The sequence below is a fragment of the Actinoplanes subtropicus genome (assembly GCF_000721705.1).
Classification (GTDB): Bacteria; Actinomycetota; Actinomycetes; order Mycobacteriales; family Micromonosporaceae; genus Actinoplanes; species Actinoplanes subtropicus.
The window spans coordinates 243,921-261,805 of sequence record NZ_JOJL01000042.1 but is presented as its reverse complement, the minus strand read 5'-3'; the positions used below and the strand labels follow the sequence as shown (position 1 = coordinate 261,805).

Sequence of the window (17,885 nt, the reverse complement as noted above, 5' to 3'; positions counted from 1 at the left end):
AGTTGCCAAAGGAATCCAAGCCGGACCAAACCGGCCAGGGAAAATACAAATTGGCACTGGCTTTACAAGCACCCTGTTGAGTTCTCAAAGAACAACCGCGAAGAGCACACGGCTGCTCACTGTGTGAATCTTGCGAGGTTACCCCAGGACGGCCGTTTCGCCCGTCTCCCTGGCGGCTCGTAGAACATTACAGGGTGCTTCCGCGACCGCCAAATCGGGGCCCCCGCTCCCACTAAGCTGCCCCCCATGAGAGCCGACCTCGTCTTCCACGGCGGCCCGGTCTTCACCGACGGGACCCGGCACCACGACCCGGTCGCCGTCCGGAATGGCCGCATTGTCGGTGTAGGCGACGTGACCGAGCTGATCGGCCCGCAAACGCAACCGGTTGATCTCCAGGGCCGGCTGCTCCTCCCCGGCTTCCAGGACGCCCACATCCACGCCGTCATGGGCGGCGTGGAGCTGGGCCTGTGCGACCTCACCGGCACGGTCGACCTGGCCGAATACCTGCGCCGCATCACCACCTACGCCGCGGACCACCCCGACGAGGAGTGGATCGTCGGCGGCGGCTGGTCGATGGAGAGCTTCGAGGGCGGCGTACCCACCACCGATCTCCTCGACCGCGTGGTCCCCGACCGCCCGGTCTACCTGATCAACCGGGACCACCACGCCGCCTGGGTGAACGGCCGCGCCCTCGACCTGGCCGGCATCACCGCCGACACCCCCGACCCGGCGAACGGCCGGATCGACCGCCGCCCCGACGGCACCCCGATCGGCGCCCTCCAGGAGGGCGCGATGGATCTCGTGACGGTCCCGCGGACCACCCCCGAGACCCGCCTCGAGGGCCTGCTCCGGGCCCAGCGCCTCCTGCACGGGCTGGGCATCACCGCCTGGCAGGACGCGATGGTCTGCGCCACCAACGGCTACGACGACATCTCCGACGCCTACCTCACCGCCGCCACCACCGGGAAACTCACCGCGACCGTGGTCGGCGCTCTCTGGTGGGACCGGGACCGCGACGCCGGGCAGATCCCCGAGCTGATCGAGAAGCGCGCCCGGCTCACCGTCGGCCGCCTCCGCTGCGACTCGGTGAAGCTGATGCTGGACGGCATCGCCGAGAACTTCACCGCCGCGATGACCGAGCCCTACCGCGATTCGTGCGGCCACATCACGAAAAATCGGGGCTTGTCGTTCATCGACCCGGAGCGGCTCCCGGCCTATGTGACGGCGCTGAGCGAAAACGGCTTCCAGCCCCACTTCCATGCCCTCGGCGATCGAGCGGTCCGCGACGCCCTGAACGCGCTCGAGGCCGTGAACGGCGACACCCGCCCGCATCTGGCCCACCTCCAGGTGGTTCACCCCGATGACATCCCGCGCTTCAAGCAACTCGGGGCGACCGCCAACCTCCAGCCCTACTGGGCCGCCCACGAGCCGCAGATGGACGACCTCACCATCCCGTTCCTGGACCCGGCGCTGGCCGCCCGGCAGTACCCGTTCGGCGACCTGCATCGGTCCGGCGCCCGGCTGGCCGGCGGCAGCGACTGGCCGGTCAGCACCCCCGACCCGCTGCAGGGCATCCACGTGGCGGTCAACCGGGTCCATCACGGTGACGACCGCGAGAGCTTCCTTCCCGATCAAAAGCTTGACCTGCGTACGGCGTTGACCGCGTACACCTCGGGATCGGCGTACGTCAATCGCCTCGACGACACCGGCAGCATCCGCCCGGGTTTCCGCGCCGACCTGATCGTCCTGGACCGGGACGTCTTCGCCGCCCCGCCGCTCGAGATCGGCGACGCCCGCGTCGAGTTGACGTTCGTCGACGGACGGCTGGTCTAAAAAACCCACTTCGCGCCGGTCTCCCGGCGGTAGGCGGCCACCGCCTCCTCGACCGTCGGGAAGAAGTGCGCCGGGTCGATCGTCCGGGTCAGCTGGTACCGGTCGATCTTCTGCTGGACCGGGCTCTTCATCTCGGCGAAGACGAGGCTGATCCCGCGCGCGTTCAGCTCCTCGTCGAGCTCCTCCAGGGTGTCCGCGGCCGTGGTGTCGACGTCGGTGATCGGCTCGGCGGCCACGATGATCCACTTGAGGGCGGGGTCGGCGGCCATGAAGCCGCGGATCCGGTCGCGGAACGTGCGGACGTTGGCGAAGATCAGCGGCGCGTCGAACCGGAAGATCAGCAGGCCGGGCAGCCGCCGCGCGGCCGGGTGGACGCTGACGTCGTGGTAGCCGCTCACCCCGTCGGCCCGCCCGAGCACCGCCTGGTACGGCCACCACACCCGCCGGAACACGTTCAGCACCGACAGGCCGACCGCGACCGCGATGCCGGGCAGCACGCCGAGGATCGCCACCCCGAGGAACGCGGCGATGCCGAGGCCGAACTCCATCCGCCGGCGTTTCCAGAGCCGCACCAGGCCCGGAAGGTCGGCCAGCGACACCGCCGCCGCGATCACCACGGCCGCCAGGGTCGGCTGCGGCAGGTCGCGCAGCAGCCCGGGCGCGAACAGCAGCATCAGGCTGATCGCCACCGCCCCAACCACCCCGGTGACCTGGGTGCGGGCGCCCGACTGCTCGGCCACCGCGGTGCGCGACCCGCTGGTGCTGACCGGGAACCCCTGGAAGAACGAGGCCGCGATGTTGGCCGCGCCGATGCCCACCATCTCCTGGTTGCCGCGCACCTCCTGGCCGGTACGGGCGGCGAACGCGGACGCCGTGGAGATCGTGTCGGTCAGCGACACCAGGGTGATCCCGAGCGCTCCCCCGGCGAGAACGCTCAGCTGGCCGAGGGAGAAGTGCGGCACCTCGAACGGCGGGAACCCTTGCGGCAGCGCCCCGACCAGGTCGACGCCGCGCTCCTGGAGGCCGAACGCCGCGACGGCCGCGATCGAGAGCACGACCGCGATCAGCACGCCCGGCACCCTCGGCAGCCAGGTCCGCAGCGCCAGGATCACGGCCAGCCCGAAAACGCCGATCACCAGCGCGGCCGGCACGGTCCTACCGGCGGCGACGCCCTCGGCGAAGCCCTTCGCCTCGGCGATCAGCCCGTCTGCGTCGACCGGGAAGCCGAACAGTTTCGGCAGCTGACCGATCAGGATGGTCAGCGCGAGGCCGTTGAGATAGCCGAGCTGGGTGGGGTGCGACAGCAGGTCCGCCAGGAAACCGAGCTTCGCCACACCGGCCAGCACGAGCAGCACCCCGACCAGCAGGCTCAGGGTGGCGGCGAGCGCGATCGTCTCGCCCGGGCCGGCTCCCGCGCCGAGCCCCGCGACGATCACCGTGGCGATCATCGGCCCGAGCGAGGAGTCCGGCCCGAGGACGAGGATCCGGGACGGGCCGAAGACCGCGTAGGCCAGCAGGCAGAGGATCGAGGTGTACAGGCCGGTGATCGCCGGCAGGCCCGCGAGTTCGGCGTACGCCATGCCCTGCGGGACCAGCAGGGTGGTCAGCACGACGCCGGCGACCAGGTCGCGGGGCAGCCAGGCGGCCCGGTAGGTGGTCACCGTCCGGACGCCCGGCACCCACCCGCGAATGTCGATCACAGGCGAAAACTACGCTCTGCTTCAGCCGAGCGACCCACCCCCGCCGGGTGGGTTTTTCCGGGCGTACGCCGGAAGCGCCGGCTCGTCGCGCCGCTGTTCCGGAAGCTCCGGCCGGAACACCCCGAGACCGGCGAACGACGGCACGGACGGGATGTCGTACGCCCGGACCGGCCGGGACAGCGGCGTGACCACCGCCAGCACCAGCGCGACCAGCACCGCCGCCGCGATCGCGTCCAGCCAGTAGTGGTTGCCGGTGACCACCACAACCAGCAGCGTCAGCGCCGGGTGGGCCAGCCACAGCCAGCGCCACCGGGAGCGGGTCGCCACGATCAGCGCGACCGCCACCGCGAGGGCCCAGCCCACGTGCAGCGACGGCATGGCCGCGTACTGGTTGCTCAGCGTGTCGGTCGACGGCGACCCGTAGACCGACGGCCCGTAGAGATGCCCGGTGTCGACCATCCCGGCCGCGGTCAGCATGCGCGGCGGGGCGAGCGGGAACAGCGCGTGGATGATCAGGGCGAGCGCGGTGAGGGAGGCGAGGGTCCGGCGGAACCACAGGTAGATCTCCGGCCGTTTGCGGTACAGCCAGATCAGGGCGGCGGCGGTGGCCGGGAAATGCACGTACGCGTAGAAGCAGTTGGCCACGCGGACCCACCAGGTGTGCCCGAGCAGCGTCGCTTGCAGCCCCGCCTCGCTCGGCAGGTGCACCAGCCGCTCGAAGTTCCAGACGTCCTGCGCGTTGGTGAGTGCCGCCCCGACGTGTCCTTCGACCAAAACCCGGCCGAGTTTGTACGCCAGGAACAGCGCCGCCACGAACAGGATCTCCCGTGCCGCCCGCTTCCCCCTCATCGGTCAAGCTTCTGCCGGATCTTGCCCAATGAGCAATCTTTAACCGGTGAGAGTCACCTCACTCTCGGGCGGAGCTCAGCGCCAGGTATCCGTCCTCGAGGGTGGGGGTGGCGGGCTGGGCCCCCGCCGGCGGGGTCGTGCCCGCGACCACCCGGTAACGCATCCCCGCGCCGTCCGGCAGCGCCGAGACGACCAGGCCGCCGGTCGGTGGCGGATCGGCGGTGGTCAGCGTCCAGACCCGGCCCTCGGCCCGCGCGGTCAGATCGGTCACGGTGCCTTCGAACACGAGGCGGCCCTTGGCCAGGACGGCGACGTCGCGGCAGGTCTGGGCGATGTCCTCGACGATGTGGGTGCTCAGCAGCACGGTACGCCGCCCGGCCAGACGGGCGAGCAGGGTCCGGAACCGGATGCGTTCCTCGGGGTCCAGTCCGGCGGTCGGCTCGTCGACGATGAGCAGCCGCGGGTCGGCCAGCAGCGCTTGGGCGATGCCGACGCGGCGGCGCATGCCGCCCGAGTACGTCCTGAGCTTGCGGTCGGCCTCGCCGGACAGCCCGGTGATCTCCAGTACCTCGCCCACCCGGCGACGGCGGGCCGGTCGTGCGTCGAGGCCCTTGAGCAGCGCCACGTAGTCGAGGAACTCGCGGGCCGACAGTTCCGGGTAGACGCCCAGATCCTGGGGCAGGTAGCCGAGGGCCCGCTGCACCGCGAGACGGCCGGCGCCGGTGGCGATGTCGTGACCGCCTACCCGAACGCTGCCGCCGGTGGGCTTGAGCAGACCGGCCAGGATCCGCATCAGCGTGGTCTTGCCCGCGCCGTTGGCGCCCAAGAGGCCGTACATGCCGGTGGGGATGGTCAGGTCCAGCCGGTCGAGGGCCCGCACGCTACCCCGGTACGCCTTGCTGAGCTGGCTGATCTCGATGCGCATCGGGTCTCTCCTATCGGGCCGGGCGAGTGCGGAGCACGTGGGTGAGGGCGAGGACGGCGGCGGCCGAGGCGAGCAGGAGCGCCATGGACAGCCCGGCGGTCGCCACCTCCGGTGCCGGACGGAGGGCGTTGAGCGTGGCACCGGGGGCCGGGCCGGCCCACAGGTCGGTGCCGCCGTGACTGCCGTGGTAGCCGAAGAACACCTCGAGCGGGTAGCCGTTGGTGGGCGACAGCACCGTCTGGGCCAGCGTGGGCACCGCGGTCGCCGGGATCAGCCAGCTGCTCCACACCCAGAAGCCCACGAAGAGGGTCCGGAACACCGGCGGCGGCACGACCGAGGGGAGGCAGACCGCCAGGGCGCCGGCGACGGCCAGACCCGGCGCCAGCACGGTGGCGAAGACGGCCGGCGCCCAGACCAGCGCGGCGGCACTGCGATGCGCCACGGCGTAGCTGATCGCGTATCCGAAGTAGATGGCGGCGATCGGCGCCGCCGTGGCGAGGCCGCTCCCGGTGTACTTGCCGAGCAGCCGGCCGAGCCCGCTCGCCGGCGCGGCGTCGAGCAGGTCGGCGACGTCGAGCCGGACGTCGCGGACCATCCGGTCGGCGAGAAGGAACGCGAACCCGACGGGCAGCGGGATCTCCTCCGAGATCGCGGTCCGCACCATCGCGATCTTCGGATCGGTCTCGTGCCAGATCGACAGCAGCCCGCTGAACGCGGCCAGCACCACCAGCAGCAGCGCGTACGTGACCCACAACGCCGGGCGGCGCAGTTGCATGCGCAGCTCGTACCGGGTGGCGGCCAGGAAGGCGGTCATTCCGATCGCTCCCCGGCGAGCAGCCACTGCGCCCGGCCCAGCAACGGCCACGCCGCGGCCAGCAGCACCGCCGCACTGGCCAAAAGCACGATCCGATTGACCGTCCAATCGCCGGTGAACGGCCGGGTGGTCGCGAACAGAAGCAGCGGCGAGGGCACCCAGTCGGGCGCCACCTGCTCGAACAGCCACAGACCCGCCACCACGGCCGCGGCCGCCGCCGGCGCGCGCAGCAGCGCGGCGGCCAGCAGCCCGACAGCGGCGAGCGCGAGGGTCGGGGCGAGCCAGGTGAGCTGGCCCGGCCAGCCGCCCGTCGCCCGCGGCCAGCGCTGCCACCAACCGGTCGCCACGAGCAGCTCGGAGACCACGGACGCGACCAGCGCGCCCATGCCGACGGCCACCGCCGTGCGGCGCAGCAGCGTGGTGCGGTAGCGGGTGGGCAGCGTCAGCTGAAGCTCGAGTGCCGGGTCGCGTCCGACCAGGGAACCGGTGCCGATCCCCACCGCGAGCGGGATGGCCATCTCGAGGACGCAGAAGAACGCGTACGCCGCCCGCTGGTCGTCGCCGGACCGCACGCCGAGGAGGGCGACCGTGCCCACCGCCGCCGCCGCGAGCGGCGGCGCCAGGAGCACCGGCCGGCCCGCGCGGCGCACCTCGTACCGCAAGAGCGAACCTGTCATGTCAGCGGAGTAGCGCGCCGGACGCGCCGCGGTTCACGATGGCCGGCGAGAAAAACCGCGAGAGCCGCGAGCAGCAGCGCGCCGCCCAGCGTCTCGGCGTTGGTGTCCCACAGCGCCCGGATCGGGATCAGCCAGGCCCAGCGCTGGTCGAACCAGTCCGACCAGGCCAGCCGCAGGGTCCACGACACGGCCACCACGACCGCCGCCGCCTCGGCGCCGACCGTGACGGCCCCGAGCAGGGAGAGGGCGGAGAGCAGCGCGGCCGGGCCGAGCCAGTCGCCGAGGCCGGCGCCGAGGGTGCCGAGCAGCGCCGACCCGGCCAGGCTCAGCGCCACGTCGAAGCCGAGGACCAGAGTGACCCGCGTCAGGAGGACCAGCCGGGGCGGCGTCGGCGTGGCGGCCGTGATCTCCACCGCCGGGTCGTGCTCGGTTCCCGCCACACCGGCGATGCCCATCGCCGCGACCAGCGGGGTGACCAGGGCGAACAGGTGCGGGTCGTGCCGGACGACAAGGACGCCGACCGCGAGCGCGAGCGCCGAGGCCACCCAGATCAGCGCCGGGATGATGCGCAGCTGGGCGCGGGCCAGGGCCAGCGGCAACCGCCACCGCGGGCCCGTGGCCGGTATCGGTGACAGCCCCCGCACCAGCGCCGCCGCCACGATCCGCGGTCCGGGCGGCGCGACCGGTTCGCCGGGTCCGGCCAGTGCGCGCCACGCCGCGAGATCGGCTCGGCACTCGGCGCAACCACTCAGATGACGGCGCACCTCGTCCGCCCGTGGCGGCGGCAGGGTGCCCGCGGCGTACTCGGCAAGGAACTCGTTCATGCCCGCCGGCCCTCCTCCGCCAACATCCGGGCCAAGGCCGCCCGGCCGTGGAACAGGCGGCTCTTCACGGTGCCGACCGGCACCCCGATGATCTCCGCGACCTCGGCCAGCGGCAGGCCGGCGACCATCGCCAGCCCGATCACGTCGCGATGGTGGGCGGCCAGCCGGGCGATGGCGCCGGCGACCGCGGTGCCGCCCGAGGCCAGCACCGCCAACTCGTCCGGACCCGGCGCGGCGTCCGCCACCTCGGCCGGCTCGACCGGCACCGGCGCCGGTTGCAGCCGCAGCCGCTGATACGCCTGACGCCGGGCCACCGCGAACAGCCACGTCCGCACGCTCGAACGCGCCTCGAAGGTGTCCGCGCCGCGCCAGACCGCCAGCAACGTGTCCTGCAGGATCTCCTCGGCCGTCATCCGGTCGCCGCAGACCCGCAGCAGATAGCCGAACAGCGCACGAGCGTGCCGCCGGTAGAGCTCGCTCAGCGCGCCGCCGTCACCCGCCGCGATCGCGGCGAGGACGGCCGCGTCGGTGGCCTCGCCGGCGGGCTCGGCCGAGCCCCGCCCGGTCGCCACCCATCGCCAGGACCGCCCGGCCGCACCCGTCACAGCTTCCATCGTCAATGACGTAGCGCCGCACCGGCGTCCGGGTTCACCGAACCGCGGAAAAGGCACACGGCCGGCGACCCGGGTCAGGTGACGGCGATCGGGTTGATCGGAGAGCCGACCGCCCCGGTGATCGGCAGCGGCGCGGCGGTGAGCCAGAAGTCGTACACGTTGGCGGCGGCGCAGTGGACGGCCAGGGCGTCCGGGTCCCACATCTCGCCGAGGAAGAGCCCGATGTGTGGGATGGCCACCTGGTGCAGCGGCTGGAAGGCGTCGTCGAACTCGTTCGGCCGCACCTCGAAGCCCCAGGTGTCGGTGGCGATCGCGGCGATCTCGGTGTCGTGCAGCCAGTCCGCCGTGGTGAACGACAGGCCCGGTGCCGGCCCGCCCGCGTAGTCGCCCCAGCCCTCGCGCCGGCACCGGCTCAGCTGTCCGGTGCGGACGACCACGATGTCGCCGCGGCCGACCGCCGAGGTGGCGCCCTGCCGCTCGACGGTCTCCTCCAGGTGCGCCCGGGTGATCGCGAACCCGTCCGGCAGCTCGCCGCCGGTACCGAAGGCCCGGCCCACGTCGAGCAGCACGCCCCGGCCGGCGATCACCCCGGCGACCGTCTCGATGCCGGTGGTGTTGTCGCCTAGGCTGGTCACCGTCTCGGCGGCGAGCCGGCCGTTCCAGGAGAACCCGTGGTCGAAGATGTGGCCGAGGCCGTCCCACTGGGTCGAGCACTGCAGCGGCATCGCGATCACGTCGTCGGCGCCGCCGATGCCGTGCGGGAAGCCCTGGTTGCCGGCCGCCGCGTCGGTGCCGGTGTCGAGCATGGTGTGCACCGGGTTGGTGCGGCGCCGCCAGCCCTTCTGCGGCCCGTCCATGTCGAACGACTGCGCCAGGGAGAACGACAGACCCCGCCGGATCAGCGCTCCGGCTGCCCTGCGCTTCTCGTCGGTCAGGAAGTTCATGGTTCCCCGTACGTCGTCCGGTCCCCACCGCCCCCAATTGGAGTTGCGTTTCGCGGCGGCGGCGATGGCGCCTTCCGGGTCGGTGCGGTCGAGGGCGCTCACGCTGTGCCCTCCTTAGGCATGCCCTTCTGGCCCTCGCCTGCGGCCTGGGCGCACAACTCATGGAGGTGCCGCTCGGTGCAGGCGGTCATGCGTTCGTCCCGAAAACGTCCGCGATCCAGTCGGCGATGTAGACGCTCACGTGTGGCAGGTGGTCGAGGCCGATGTGCTCGGCGCCGCCCTCGGCCGGCGTGAAGATCCGCAGTTCCCGGCGCGGGCTGGCGGTGGCCTGCTCGTACGACCGGTGGGCGTACCGGAGCGGGATCTGCCGGTCGTTCTCGCCGTGCACGACCAGGAACGGCACGGTGATCCGCTCGACCACCCCGTCCAGGTGGACGTCGGTGGCCTTCTTGATGAAGGTGTCCAGGTCGGGCGCGCCCCAGACCCACATCACGTGGTCCCAGTAGTGCGGCACCGGGTTCTCGCCCTCGCGTTCGAGGCGGCGCAGCTGCACCTCGCCCCAGTTGTGGTTGGCGCCCCAGGCCACGCAGAGCGCGAGCCGCTTCTCGAAGGCGGCGGCCCGCGGCGCGTAGTACCCGCCCAGCGACCAGCCGGCCAGCCCGATCCGGGCCGGGTCGACGTCCCCGCTCGCCAGCAGGTAGTCGACGCACGCGGCGGCCCAGTCCTCGGTCTCCACCCGGGCGGTGAGGCCGCCGAAGCGCAGCGCCTCGCCGCTGCCCGGGCAGTCGACCATCAGCGTGGCGATCCCGCGGGCCCGCAGCTCCTGCGGGAACCCGGAGACGTACATGTGCTCCTTGGTGGAGTCCAGCCCGTTGAACATGATCATGCAGGGGGCCCCCGGGCCGGCCGGGGTGAAGTAGGCCGGCAGCGTGGTGCCCTCGAACGGGATGGCCACCCGTACGGTCCCGGGATCGATCAGGTCGAAGGTCTTCTGCATGAGGTCCAGGCAGCGCTGGTAGATCTCGCGGCGGCCGGGGGCGTGCGCGCGCTGCATCCGCTCGGCCTGGGTGAGGTAGTTGGTGGCCCGGAGGTACGCCTGCCCGGCCGCCCGGGTGTGCCCGGCCCGCTCGGCCTCGACCGCCTGGGCCTCCAGGTCGTCGACGACCGCGGTCCAGGCGGCCATCAGCTCGCGGGTGCCGGCGTCCGAGCCTTGCGCCGCGAGCTCGCGGACCGGCCGGCAGGCCCGGTCGACCTCGTCGATCAGCCCGCCGCTGTTGAGCGCGGCGACCACGCTGAGGTTCCAGACGTAGTTGCCGGGGAAGTACTCGAACATCACGCATTCACCTTTCGGAACGGCGGAATCGGCGGGGCGGGCGGGGCGGAGACGATCCGGTTGGTGAGGCTGCCGAGGCCCTGGACGGTCAGCGTCACCACGTCGCCGTCGCGCAAGGGGGGCGGTTCCTGCCTGCCCGAGCGGCCCCACAGTTCGGCGAGGCAGCCGCCGTTCCCGACCGTTCCGGAGCCGAGCACGTCGCCGGGGACGACCCGGCTGTCGCGGGCCGCGTAGGCGAGCATCGTCTCGAACGTCCAGCCCATGTGCGACAACAGATCCCGGCCCACCTCGACGCCGTTGACCTCGGCCACGCACATCAATTCCAGAAAACCGTCGGCGTCCTTGTACGGGTCGAGTTCGTCGGCGGTCACCAGCCACGGGCCGAGGCTGCCGGCGAAGTCCTTGCCCTTGGCCGGGCCCAGGCCGACCTGCATCTCCCGGCTCTGCAGATCGCGGGCCGACCAGTCGTTGAAGATGGTGTACCCGAAAATCGTGTCGCCCGGCCCGACCACGGCCGCCACTTCCAGCTCGAAATCGCGGGCCACCGAGGCGGCCGGAAAGGGCACGTCCTCGTCCGGCCCGAGCAGCGTGTGCGGGTTGGTGAAATAGAACGTGGGCGCGTCGTACCACGCCTCCGGCACCCCGCCGCGACCGTCGACCGCCTTTCTGATGCCCTCGACGTGCCGCTCGAACGCCACGAAATCGCGGAACGAGGCCGGCCGCAACGGCGGCCGCAAGCGCACCTCCGCCAGCGGCACGCCGGGCAGCAGGTCCAGGCCCTCGGTCCCGCGCTCGACGATCTCCCGCAGGGAAAGCGGCTCCGCGAACGGCTGCACCGTGTCGTCGCGTACCACGCCGGCCCTTGTCGACCCGGCGTGCGCGTAGGTGACGAGCCGCATCAGACCGGCGGGGCGACGAAGACGCCGCGGTCGGGGTCGTTGAACGACTGCCGGGCCACGAACTCGGTCATCGGGTTCGCGGTGCCCCACTGGTCGGCCACCGAGGGGTCGGAGAAGTCGTAGAGGTGCGGATGCCAGGTGTCCTCGTCCAGGTGCTCCAGCTCGGTGGTGTATTCGATGGTGTTCCCGTGCGGGTCGAGGAAGTAGCTGAAGGTGTTGTTCCCGGCCATGTGCCGCCCCGGCCCCCACACCTTTTCCACGCCCGCGCGCAGCAGCCGGCCGGTGCCGCGCATGTATTCGTCGATGCCGCGCATCTCGAACGACGCGTGGTGCAGGGCGACGTGCGGGCCGCGGGCCACGGCGAGGCTGTGGTGGAACACGTTGGTCCGCAGGAACCACATCATCTCGCCCATGCGCGGGTGCATGAGCGTGTCCGAGAGCGCGAACTGCAGGTGTTTGGTGTAGAACGCGACGGTCGCCTCGGGGTCGGGCGCGTTGATGACCACGTGGGACAGCTTCACCGGCACCGATTCGCCGGCCTCGACCCTGCGGTGCGGACGCACTTCGACGTCGGTGGAGACTTCGACCGTACGCCCGTCGTTGTCGAAGAACCGGAAACCGTAGCCGCCGCCGGGGGTTTGCATTTTGCCCGGCTCGGCGACGAGCTGTACGCCGTCGGCGCCCAGCCGGGAAGCCAGGGCGTCCACATCGGCGGGCGTCGCCGCACCGAACGCGATGAGGTCGAGTCGCTTCTCGGCGGCCCGACGAAGGCGTACGGAATATTGCTCCGGACTTCCCGCCGCGGCCAGGAAGGCTATGCCGTCGTCGATGACGGTCGGTTCCAGACCCCACATCGTCGTGTAGAACTCGAATTGCTTGTCGTAATCCGGCACCGCCAGATCGACGTGGCGCAAATGGGTGATCAGACGCTCGTTCATGGGCGAATCCTTAAGCCGGCCGCGTCAGGAGGTGGGAGATCCGGCCCATCAGGCCGGGCAGGTCGCCGCGTTCGTGGTCGAGCAGCCAGCGGCAGAGCTGCAGGGAGGCCTCGACCACCGTTTTCGCGCGATCGAAGCGGCGGTCGGTGAAGGCCTGCCACAGGTCGTCGTCGAGCGCGTCGCGGGCCAGCAGCAACTCGGCCAGCACCGACGCGTCCTCGAGGGCCTGCGCGGCGCCCTGCGCGAGGGTGGGCGGGCAGGCGTGCGCGGCGTCGCCGATCAGCACCACCCGGCCGCGGTGCCAGGGCGCGTCGAGCACGTGACTCTCGAACCAGGTGTAGTTCACCCGGGACGGGTCGGTCAGCATCGCGCGGATGTCGTCCCAGGGACCGTGGTACGCCTCGGACAGCGTGCGCATCACGTCGAGGGATTGTTGCGGGGACAACGTGCTGCGGTCCTGGGCCTGCTCCACCACGTACGCGTAAAGGGTGTCCTCGCCGGTCGGGCAGTAACCGGCGATGTAACTGGGGCCGCCGTAGTAGAGGTCCGTGCGCGTGACGCTCGCCGGCCGCGCGGTGAACGCCCGCCAGATGCCCATCCCGGTGCTGGCCGTCTCCAGGTTGATGCCGAGCATGCGGCGGGTCCACGAGCGGATGCCGTCGGCGCCGACGACCAGGTCGTAGCGGCCGGCCGAGCCGTCGGCGAAGGTGACCGCCACGCCGTCCTCGTCCTGGTCGAGCGAGGTGTACGTGGTGCCGAACCGGATCTTCACGCCGACCGCGGCGGCCCGCTCCAGCATGATCTTCGCGAGCGCCGGCCGGTACATGCCGAGCGTGGCGGGCAGGTCGGGGCCGCCGGTCCGGATGTCGTCCATCTCCACGATCAGCGAGCCGTGCGGGTCGGGCGCGCGCAGGCCGAGCGTGTCGAACGCGTACCCCTGCTCCTTGATCTGCTCCCAGACGCCGAGTTCACGCAGAACGCGCAAGGCGTTGCCCTGGAGGGTGATGCCGGAGCCGAGCGCGGAGATGTCCGGCTTGATGTCGATGAGCTCGACCGAGACGCCTCCCTCGGCAAGCAGGATCGCGGCGGCGGCACCGGCGGCGCCGCCGCCGACCACCAGAACGTTACGAACGGCGGGCACTAGCGATTTCCCCTCTGTTGCCTCCAGGTGTGACTGCGACCACTGTCCGGCAGCCGGGCGTCATCAGGAAAGAGCCAACTGGTGATGTACGCCATCAGCCGTGTTTATACTGCCGCCGTGGCCGTCGACCGGATGCTCGCGAATCTCGACCTGAACCTGCTGGTCACCCTCGACGCGCTGCTCCGGGAGCGGAACGTGACGCGCACCGCCGAGGCGCTCGGGGTGAGCCAGCCGGCGGTGAGCGCCGGCCTGGCCCGGCTGCGGCGGCACTTCGGCGACCCGCTGCTGACCCGGTCCGGCAACCGCTACCAGCTCACGCCGCTCGCCGCGCGGCTGCTGGCGCTCACCGAGCCGGCCCTCGCCGGCGTGCGGCGGGTCTTCGACGTGACGCCGGACTTCGACCCGTCCCAGGTCGAGCGCGAGTTCACGATCATCACGTCGGACTACGCGGCCACCGTGCTCGGCCCGCTGATCGCCCGCCGGCTGGCCGCGGCGGCGCCGGGCGTACGGCTGCGGTTGCAGCAGACCACGCCGCACACGGTCGATCAGGCGCACGAGACGCTGCGGAACGCGGACGGGCTGCTGCTGCCGCACGGGTTCCTCACCGACATCCCGTTCCTCGATCTCTACGAGGACGAGTGGGTCTGCATCGTCTCCGCCGACAACGTCCTGGTCGGGTCGGCACTGACTGTGGAATTGCTGGCCGCGCTGCCCTGGGTGGTGCTCTATCACCGGCGAACCGCGTTCGCGCTGGCCACCCAGCAGCTGAAGGTGCTCGGCGTGGAGCCGCGCGTCGAGGTGGTCACCGACGGGTTCCTGCCGATGCCGTTTCTGGTCGCGGGCACGCGGCGGGTCGCGCTGCTGCACAAGCGTCTGGCCGCGTTGTTGGCGATACCTGCGGGCGTACGCGTGCTGCCCTGTCCTTTCGAAGTGGCGCCGCTCGCCGAGGCGTTCTGGTGGCACCCGATCTACTCGAACGATCCGGCCCACATCTGGCTGCGGGGTGTCCTGGCCGAGGCCGCCGGGGTGCTGACCGGCCATAACCCGCAGTTATGACGACTATTGGCTGATCGCTCTTCCCTGATGGCGGCCCGTCCCCGGATAGTCCGGTGTGACCTGCGTCTCCATCGTCGAAGGGCCACCCCGTCATGTCACAGCTGGACTCCCGTGTCGAGACACCACCGCAGCGGCAGGCCGGGCCGGCCCAGCTCGCCCTGCTGCTGGCCGGCAGCTGCCTGGCCGTGCTCGGCGCCGTGCTGATCGCACCGGTCCTGCCGAAGATGCAGGACCACTTCGCCGGCGTGTCCGGCGTGGACGTGCTGGTGCCGATCGTGCTCACCGTCCCGGCCCTGATCATCGGCCTGACCGCACCCTTCGCCGGCGTGGTGATCGACGCGCTCGACCGCAAGCGGCTGCTGCTGGTCGCCCTGCTGGTGTATGCGGTGGCCGGCACCGCGCCGCTCTACCTGAACTCGCTCGGCGCCATCATCGCGAGCCGGGCGGTGGTCGGCCTCTGCGAGGCGGCCATCATGACCTGCTGCACGACACTGATCGCCGACTACTGGTCCGGGCCTCGGCGCAGCCGCTACCTCGGCCTGCAAACCCTCGTGGCGACCCTCGCGGCCACCGTATTTCTCGCGCTGGGCGGGGCCTTGGGCAATGCGGGGTGGCGTACGCCGTTCTGGGTCTACCTGATCGCGCTCGTGCTCGTGGCGCCGATGGCTCGCCTTCTGTGGCAACCGCTTTCCGGGCCCCGGCCGGCCAAGCTCCCGCCGATCCCCTGGCGGCAGCTGCTCGTGCCGTGCCTGTTCACGCTGGTCGGCGGTACGGTCTTCTACGCGCTCATCGTCCAGCTGTCGTTCGTGCTCAACGACCTCGGCGTGTCCTCGAGCGCCGCGATCGGCGGGGTCAGCGCGGCCATGTCGGTCGCCACCGCGGCCGGGTCGGCTTCGTTCGCCAAGCTGTCCCGGCAGCGGCCGCGCGTTCTGCTCCCGCTGGCGTTCGGGCTGGCGGCGGTCGGGCTGGGGATCGTGTACGTGGCCGGGAACGTGACGGTGGTGACGGCCGGGGCGATGGTGACCGGGGCGGGCACCGGGCTGCTGCTGCCGGTGATGCTGACCTGGACGACCAACCGGCTGCGGTTTGCGGAACGGGGTCGGGGGACGGGGTTGTTCACCGGGTTCCTGTTCGTCGGGGAGTTCGCGTCGCCGCTGCTGGTGGCGGCGTTCAAGGGCGGGGTAGGTGGGTTACAGCCGGCATTGGGGGTGCTGGGGGCGGTGTCGGCGGCGTTGGCCGTGTTGGCGGCGCTGGTGGTGCCGCGGTCGTCGGCGCCCCTGAACGTCACGTCCGACTGAGTCGGCTTCGGCTTCGGCATCGGCATCGGCATCGGCTTCGGCCTCGGCTGAGCGGCTCCACCGTCGTCTCGTTGAGCGAGATACTCGCGGCGCGAGATACTCGCCGCGCGAGATACTCGCCGCGCGAGATACTCGCCGCGCGAGATACTCGCCGCGCGAGATACTCGCCGCGCGAGATACTCGCCGCGCGAGAAACTCGCCGCGCGAGAAACTCGCCGCGCGAGAAACTCGCCGCGCGAGAAACTCGCGGGGCAAGATACTAGCTACGCGAGATACTCGCTGAGTGAGATACTCGCGGGGCGAGATACTTGCTCAGCGAGGAGACGAGGCGGCGTGACCGACAAGACCGATTCCCACCTTGATCTGGTGTTCCAACTCCGCCGGATCGCGTCCCGGTTCGATCAGCTCGGCGGGGCGTATGCGACCTCCAACAGCATCCACCCCACCGACCTGCGCGCCCTGACCCTGCTGATCGACGCCGGGCGGCAGGGACTGCACGCGACCCCCGGCTGGCTGAGCCAGAAGCTCCCGATGAACTCGGCCGGCGTCACCTCACTCCTCAAGCGCCTCGAACGGAACGGCTACATCAAGCGCCTGCCCGACGCGGACGACAAGCGGCGCGTCCGCATCCTCGTCGACATCCGCGCCGAGGGACTGGGCCACGGCTTCACCGACCCGCTGGTCGACAAGGTGGCCGCCGCCGTGGACGGCTTCAGCGAGCGCGATCTGAAGGTGGTGCAACGCTTCCTGAACGCCGTCGAGGAGTCGGTCCAACCGAAACGCCCCACCACGGCGAGCGAGGGCTGAGGGCGGTCGGGGGCGGCGGCCGCCGAGAAATACCGCCGGGTGATCAGCCCGGCCCCGCGCCGGTGGCGCCGCCCCGGACCGATCAGGTACTCGGGTCGATCAGAGCTCGGGTCGATCAGAGCTCGGGTCGATCAGAGCTCGGGTCGATCAGGGGGCAGCACGCCCACCGCCGCCTCGATTTCCGCGCCGCCGCCGGCGCCACATGGTCCCGGTGCAGCGCGGCGATCACCTGCTCCCCGATCGAGTTGCGGTCCAGGATCGAGGCCGTCAGACGGCACGCGTCCAGGTGCAGCGTCTGGTGATTGGTTTTGGTCGTGGCGGCGAGCCAACCGGTGCTCGCCGGTCCCCGGCGCCGGGACGAACTCGGGCGCGTCCGAGCTCGCGACCGCCAGCCGCAGCGCGTGCCCGGCCGGCAGGCGATAGGCGACATGCCCGAGACCGAGCGTGACCGGAATGAGCGACCCGGATCGAGGATCGTTTGCTGGTCATCGGAAAACCTAATTCTTCGTCGCTGTGACAATCAACTAGTGTGACGGCATGGGACGTCCGAGCATGGCCGCCGAGCGAACCGAGCAGATCATGCACGCCACCGGCCGCTGCCTGCGGAAACACGGTCTCGCGGGGACGACCCTCGAGCGCGTGTCGGAGGAGTCCGGGCTGAGCCGCAGCCACGTGCGGCACTACGTGGGCAACCGGGACGACCTGCTGCGCGGGTTCGCCTCGTGGCTGTACACGGGTTACGAGGCGGAGTTCATCGGCGCGGTGCGCAAGGCCGAGCCGCCGGCGAAGCTCCCGATCGTTCTCGACTACCTGTACGGCACGGGTTTCCTGCCGATCAGCGACGACGACACGGTGATCCGCGAACTGATCACGGCCGGCATCACCGACGAGCGAATCCGATCGATCATGCAGACCCAGTACCTGCGTGCGGTGGAGGCGATCGAGGAAGCGGTCGCCGCCGAGTACCCGGACGCCCCGGCCGCGCGGGTGCGCTCGGCCGCGTACGGCCTGTGGTGCCTGGCGCTGGGCAACTCGGCCATGGCCGAGCTCCAGCTCCCGATCGCGAACGGCGGTCTGGCCCGCACGACCGCGGAGACCATCCTCGCCCAGCTGTGACCGGGGCGCCGGGCCGGGCACGGCTGCCAGGTGTGCGGGGCCGCGATACGCCAGCGACCGACCCGCCGATGCCGACGGCGCGAAGGCCTGCGGGTCATGCATCGCGGTCCGCCGCTC

At 71.4% G+C, this 17,885-nt stretch carries 18 protein-coding genes; 5 read left to right on the top strand and 13 right to left on the bottom strand.

Going from position 1 to position 17,885, the window contains the following annotated elements:
• Nucleotides 1-246 precede the first annotated feature (246 nt).
• Complete coding sequence (locus IH26_RS0144480) at nt 247-1,833, top strand: amidohydrolase (RefSeq protein ID WP_030442348.1); 1,587 nt, start codon at nt 247-249, stop codon at nt 1,831-1,833.
• Here IH26_RS0144480 and IH26_RS0144475 read toward each other — a convergent pair.
• From IH26_RS0144475 to IH26_RS0144415, 12 genes are all read right to left on the bottom strand, one after another.
• On the bottom strand, nt 1,830-3,533 hold the full coding sequence (locus IH26_RS0144475; RefSeq protein WP_030442347.1) for a SulP family inorganic anion transporter: 1,704 nt from the start codon (nt 3,531-3,533) through the stop codon (nt 1,830-1,832). The genes IH26_RS0144480 and IH26_RS0144475 overlap by 4 nt on opposite strands.
• Nucleotides 3,534-3,554: 21 nt before the next feature.
• On the bottom strand, nt 3,555-4,382 hold the full coding sequence (locus IH26_RS0144470; protein ID WP_030442346.1) for a phosphatase PAP2 family protein: 828 nt from the start codon (nt 4,380-4,382) through the stop codon (nt 3,555-3,557).
• Between the two features lie 58 nt (nt 4,383-4,440).
• Complete coding sequence (locus IH26_RS0144465) at nt 4,441-5,307, bottom strand: ABC transporter ATP-binding protein (protein ID WP_030442345.1); 867 nt, start codon at nt 5,305-5,307, stop codon at nt 4,441-4,443.
• A gap of 10 nt (nt 5,308-5,317) precedes the next feature.
• On the bottom strand, nt 5,318-6,121 hold the full coding sequence (locus IH26_RS0144460) for a hypothetical protein (protein ID WP_030442344.1): 804 nt from the start codon (nt 6,119-6,121) through the stop codon (nt 5,318-5,320).
• On the bottom strand, nt 6,118-6,798 hold the full coding sequence (locus IH26_RS0144455) for a hypothetical protein (protein WP_030442343.1): 681 nt from the start codon (nt 6,796-6,798) through the stop codon (nt 6,118-6,120). The genes IH26_RS0144460 and IH26_RS0144455 overlap by 4 nt, the downstream gene beginning before the upstream one ends.
• A complete protein-coding gene (locus tag IH26_RS0144450; protein ID WP_030442342.1) occupies nt 6,795-7,622 on the bottom strand; it encodes a zf-HC2 domain-containing protein in 828 nt (275 codons plus the stop codon). Before IH26_RS0144450 ends, IH26_RS0144455 begins: the two co-directional genes overlap by 4 nt.
• Entirely contained in the window at nt 7,619-8,236 is a 618-nt protein-coding gene (locus IH26_RS0144445; protein WP_084599649.1) for an RNA polymerase sigma factor, read from the bottom strand. Before IH26_RS0144445 ends, IH26_RS0144450 begins: the two co-directional genes overlap by 4 nt.
• 74 nt (nt 8,237-8,310) lie before the next feature.
• Complete coding sequence (locus IH26_RS0144440) at nt 8,311-9,282, bottom strand: cyclase family protein (RefSeq protein ID WP_030442340.1); 972 nt, start codon at nt 9,280-9,282, stop codon at nt 8,311-8,313.
• A gap of 85 nt (nt 9,283-9,367) precedes the next feature.
• Entirely contained in the window at nt 9,368-10,513 is a 1,146-nt protein-coding gene (locus IH26_RS0144430) for an alpha/beta hydrolase family protein (protein ID WP_030442339.1), read from the bottom strand.
• Nucleotides 10,513-11,412 carry a fumarylacetoacetate hydrolase family protein gene (locus IH26_RS0144425; RefSeq protein ID WP_030442338.1) on the bottom strand — a complete coding sequence of 300 codons (900 nt, stop codon included), beginning with the start codon at nt 11,410-11,412 and terminating at the stop codon, nt 10,513-10,515. Before IH26_RS0144425 ends, IH26_RS0144430 begins: the two co-directional genes overlap by 1 nt.
• Complete coding sequence (locus tag IH26_RS0144420) at nt 11,412-12,350, bottom strand: VOC family protein (protein WP_030442337.1); 939 nt, start codon at nt 12,348-12,350, stop codon at nt 11,412-11,414. Before IH26_RS0144420 ends, IH26_RS0144425 begins: the two co-directional genes overlap by 1 nt.
• A 10-nt stretch (nt 12,351-12,360) precedes the next feature.
• Nucleotides 12,361-13,491, bottom strand: coding sequence for an FAD-dependent monooxygenase (locus tag IH26_RS0144415; RefSeq protein WP_030442336.1), 1,131 nt, complete (start codon nt 13,489-13,491; stop codon nt 12,361-12,363).
• A 117-nt stretch (nt 13,492-13,608) separates the two neighbouring features.
• On the opposite strand from IH26_RS0144415, the gene IH26_RS0144410 reads away from it, so the two are divergent.
• The 3 genes from IH26_RS0144410 to IH26_RS0144400 all read left to right on the top strand — a co-directional run bounded on the left by IH26_RS0144410 (nt 13,609) and on the right by IH26_RS0144400 (nt 16,652).
• Nucleotides 13,609-14,547 (top strand): LysR family transcriptional regulator, encoded by a 939-nt coding sequence (locus IH26_RS0144410; protein WP_051809642.1) that lies wholly within the window; start codon nt 13,609-13,611, stop codon nt 14,545-14,547.
• A 92-nt stretch (nt 14,548-14,639) separates the two neighbouring features.
• Nucleotides 14,640-15,845, top strand: coding sequence for an MFS transporter (locus IH26_RS0144405; RefSeq protein ID WP_030442334.1), 1,206 nt, complete (start codon nt 14,640-14,642; stop codon nt 15,843-15,845).
• 333 nt (nt 15,846-16,178) lie between these two features.
• Nucleotides 16,179-16,652: a MarR family winged helix-turn-helix transcriptional regulator gene (locus IH26_RS0144400; RefSeq protein ID WP_030442333.1), complete on the top strand. Its 474-nt coding sequence runs from the start codon at nt 16,179-16,181 to the stop codon at nt 16,650-16,652.
• A 131-nt stretch (nt 16,653-16,783) separates the two neighbouring features.
• Here the strand turns inward: IH26_RS0144400 and IH26_RS64805 are convergent, their stop codons facing one another.
• Nucleotides 16,784-17,107 carry a CocE/NonD family hydrolase C-terminal non-catalytic domain-containing protein gene (locus IH26_RS64805; protein ID WP_084599646.1) on the bottom strand — a complete coding sequence of 108 codons (324 nt, stop codon included), beginning with the start codon at nt 17,105-17,107 and terminating at the stop codon, nt 16,784-16,786.
• Between the two features lie 82 nt (nt 17,108-17,189).
• Here IH26_RS64805 and IH26_RS56690 point away from each other — a divergent pair, with 82 nt between their 5' ends.
• Nucleotides 17,190-17,768, top strand: a complete 579-nt coding sequence (locus tag IH26_RS56690) for a TetR/AcrR family transcriptional regulator (protein WP_084599644.1) — start codon at nt 17,190-17,192, stop codon at nt 17,766-17,768.
• The last annotated feature ends 117 nt before the right edge of the window (nt 17,769-17,885 follow it).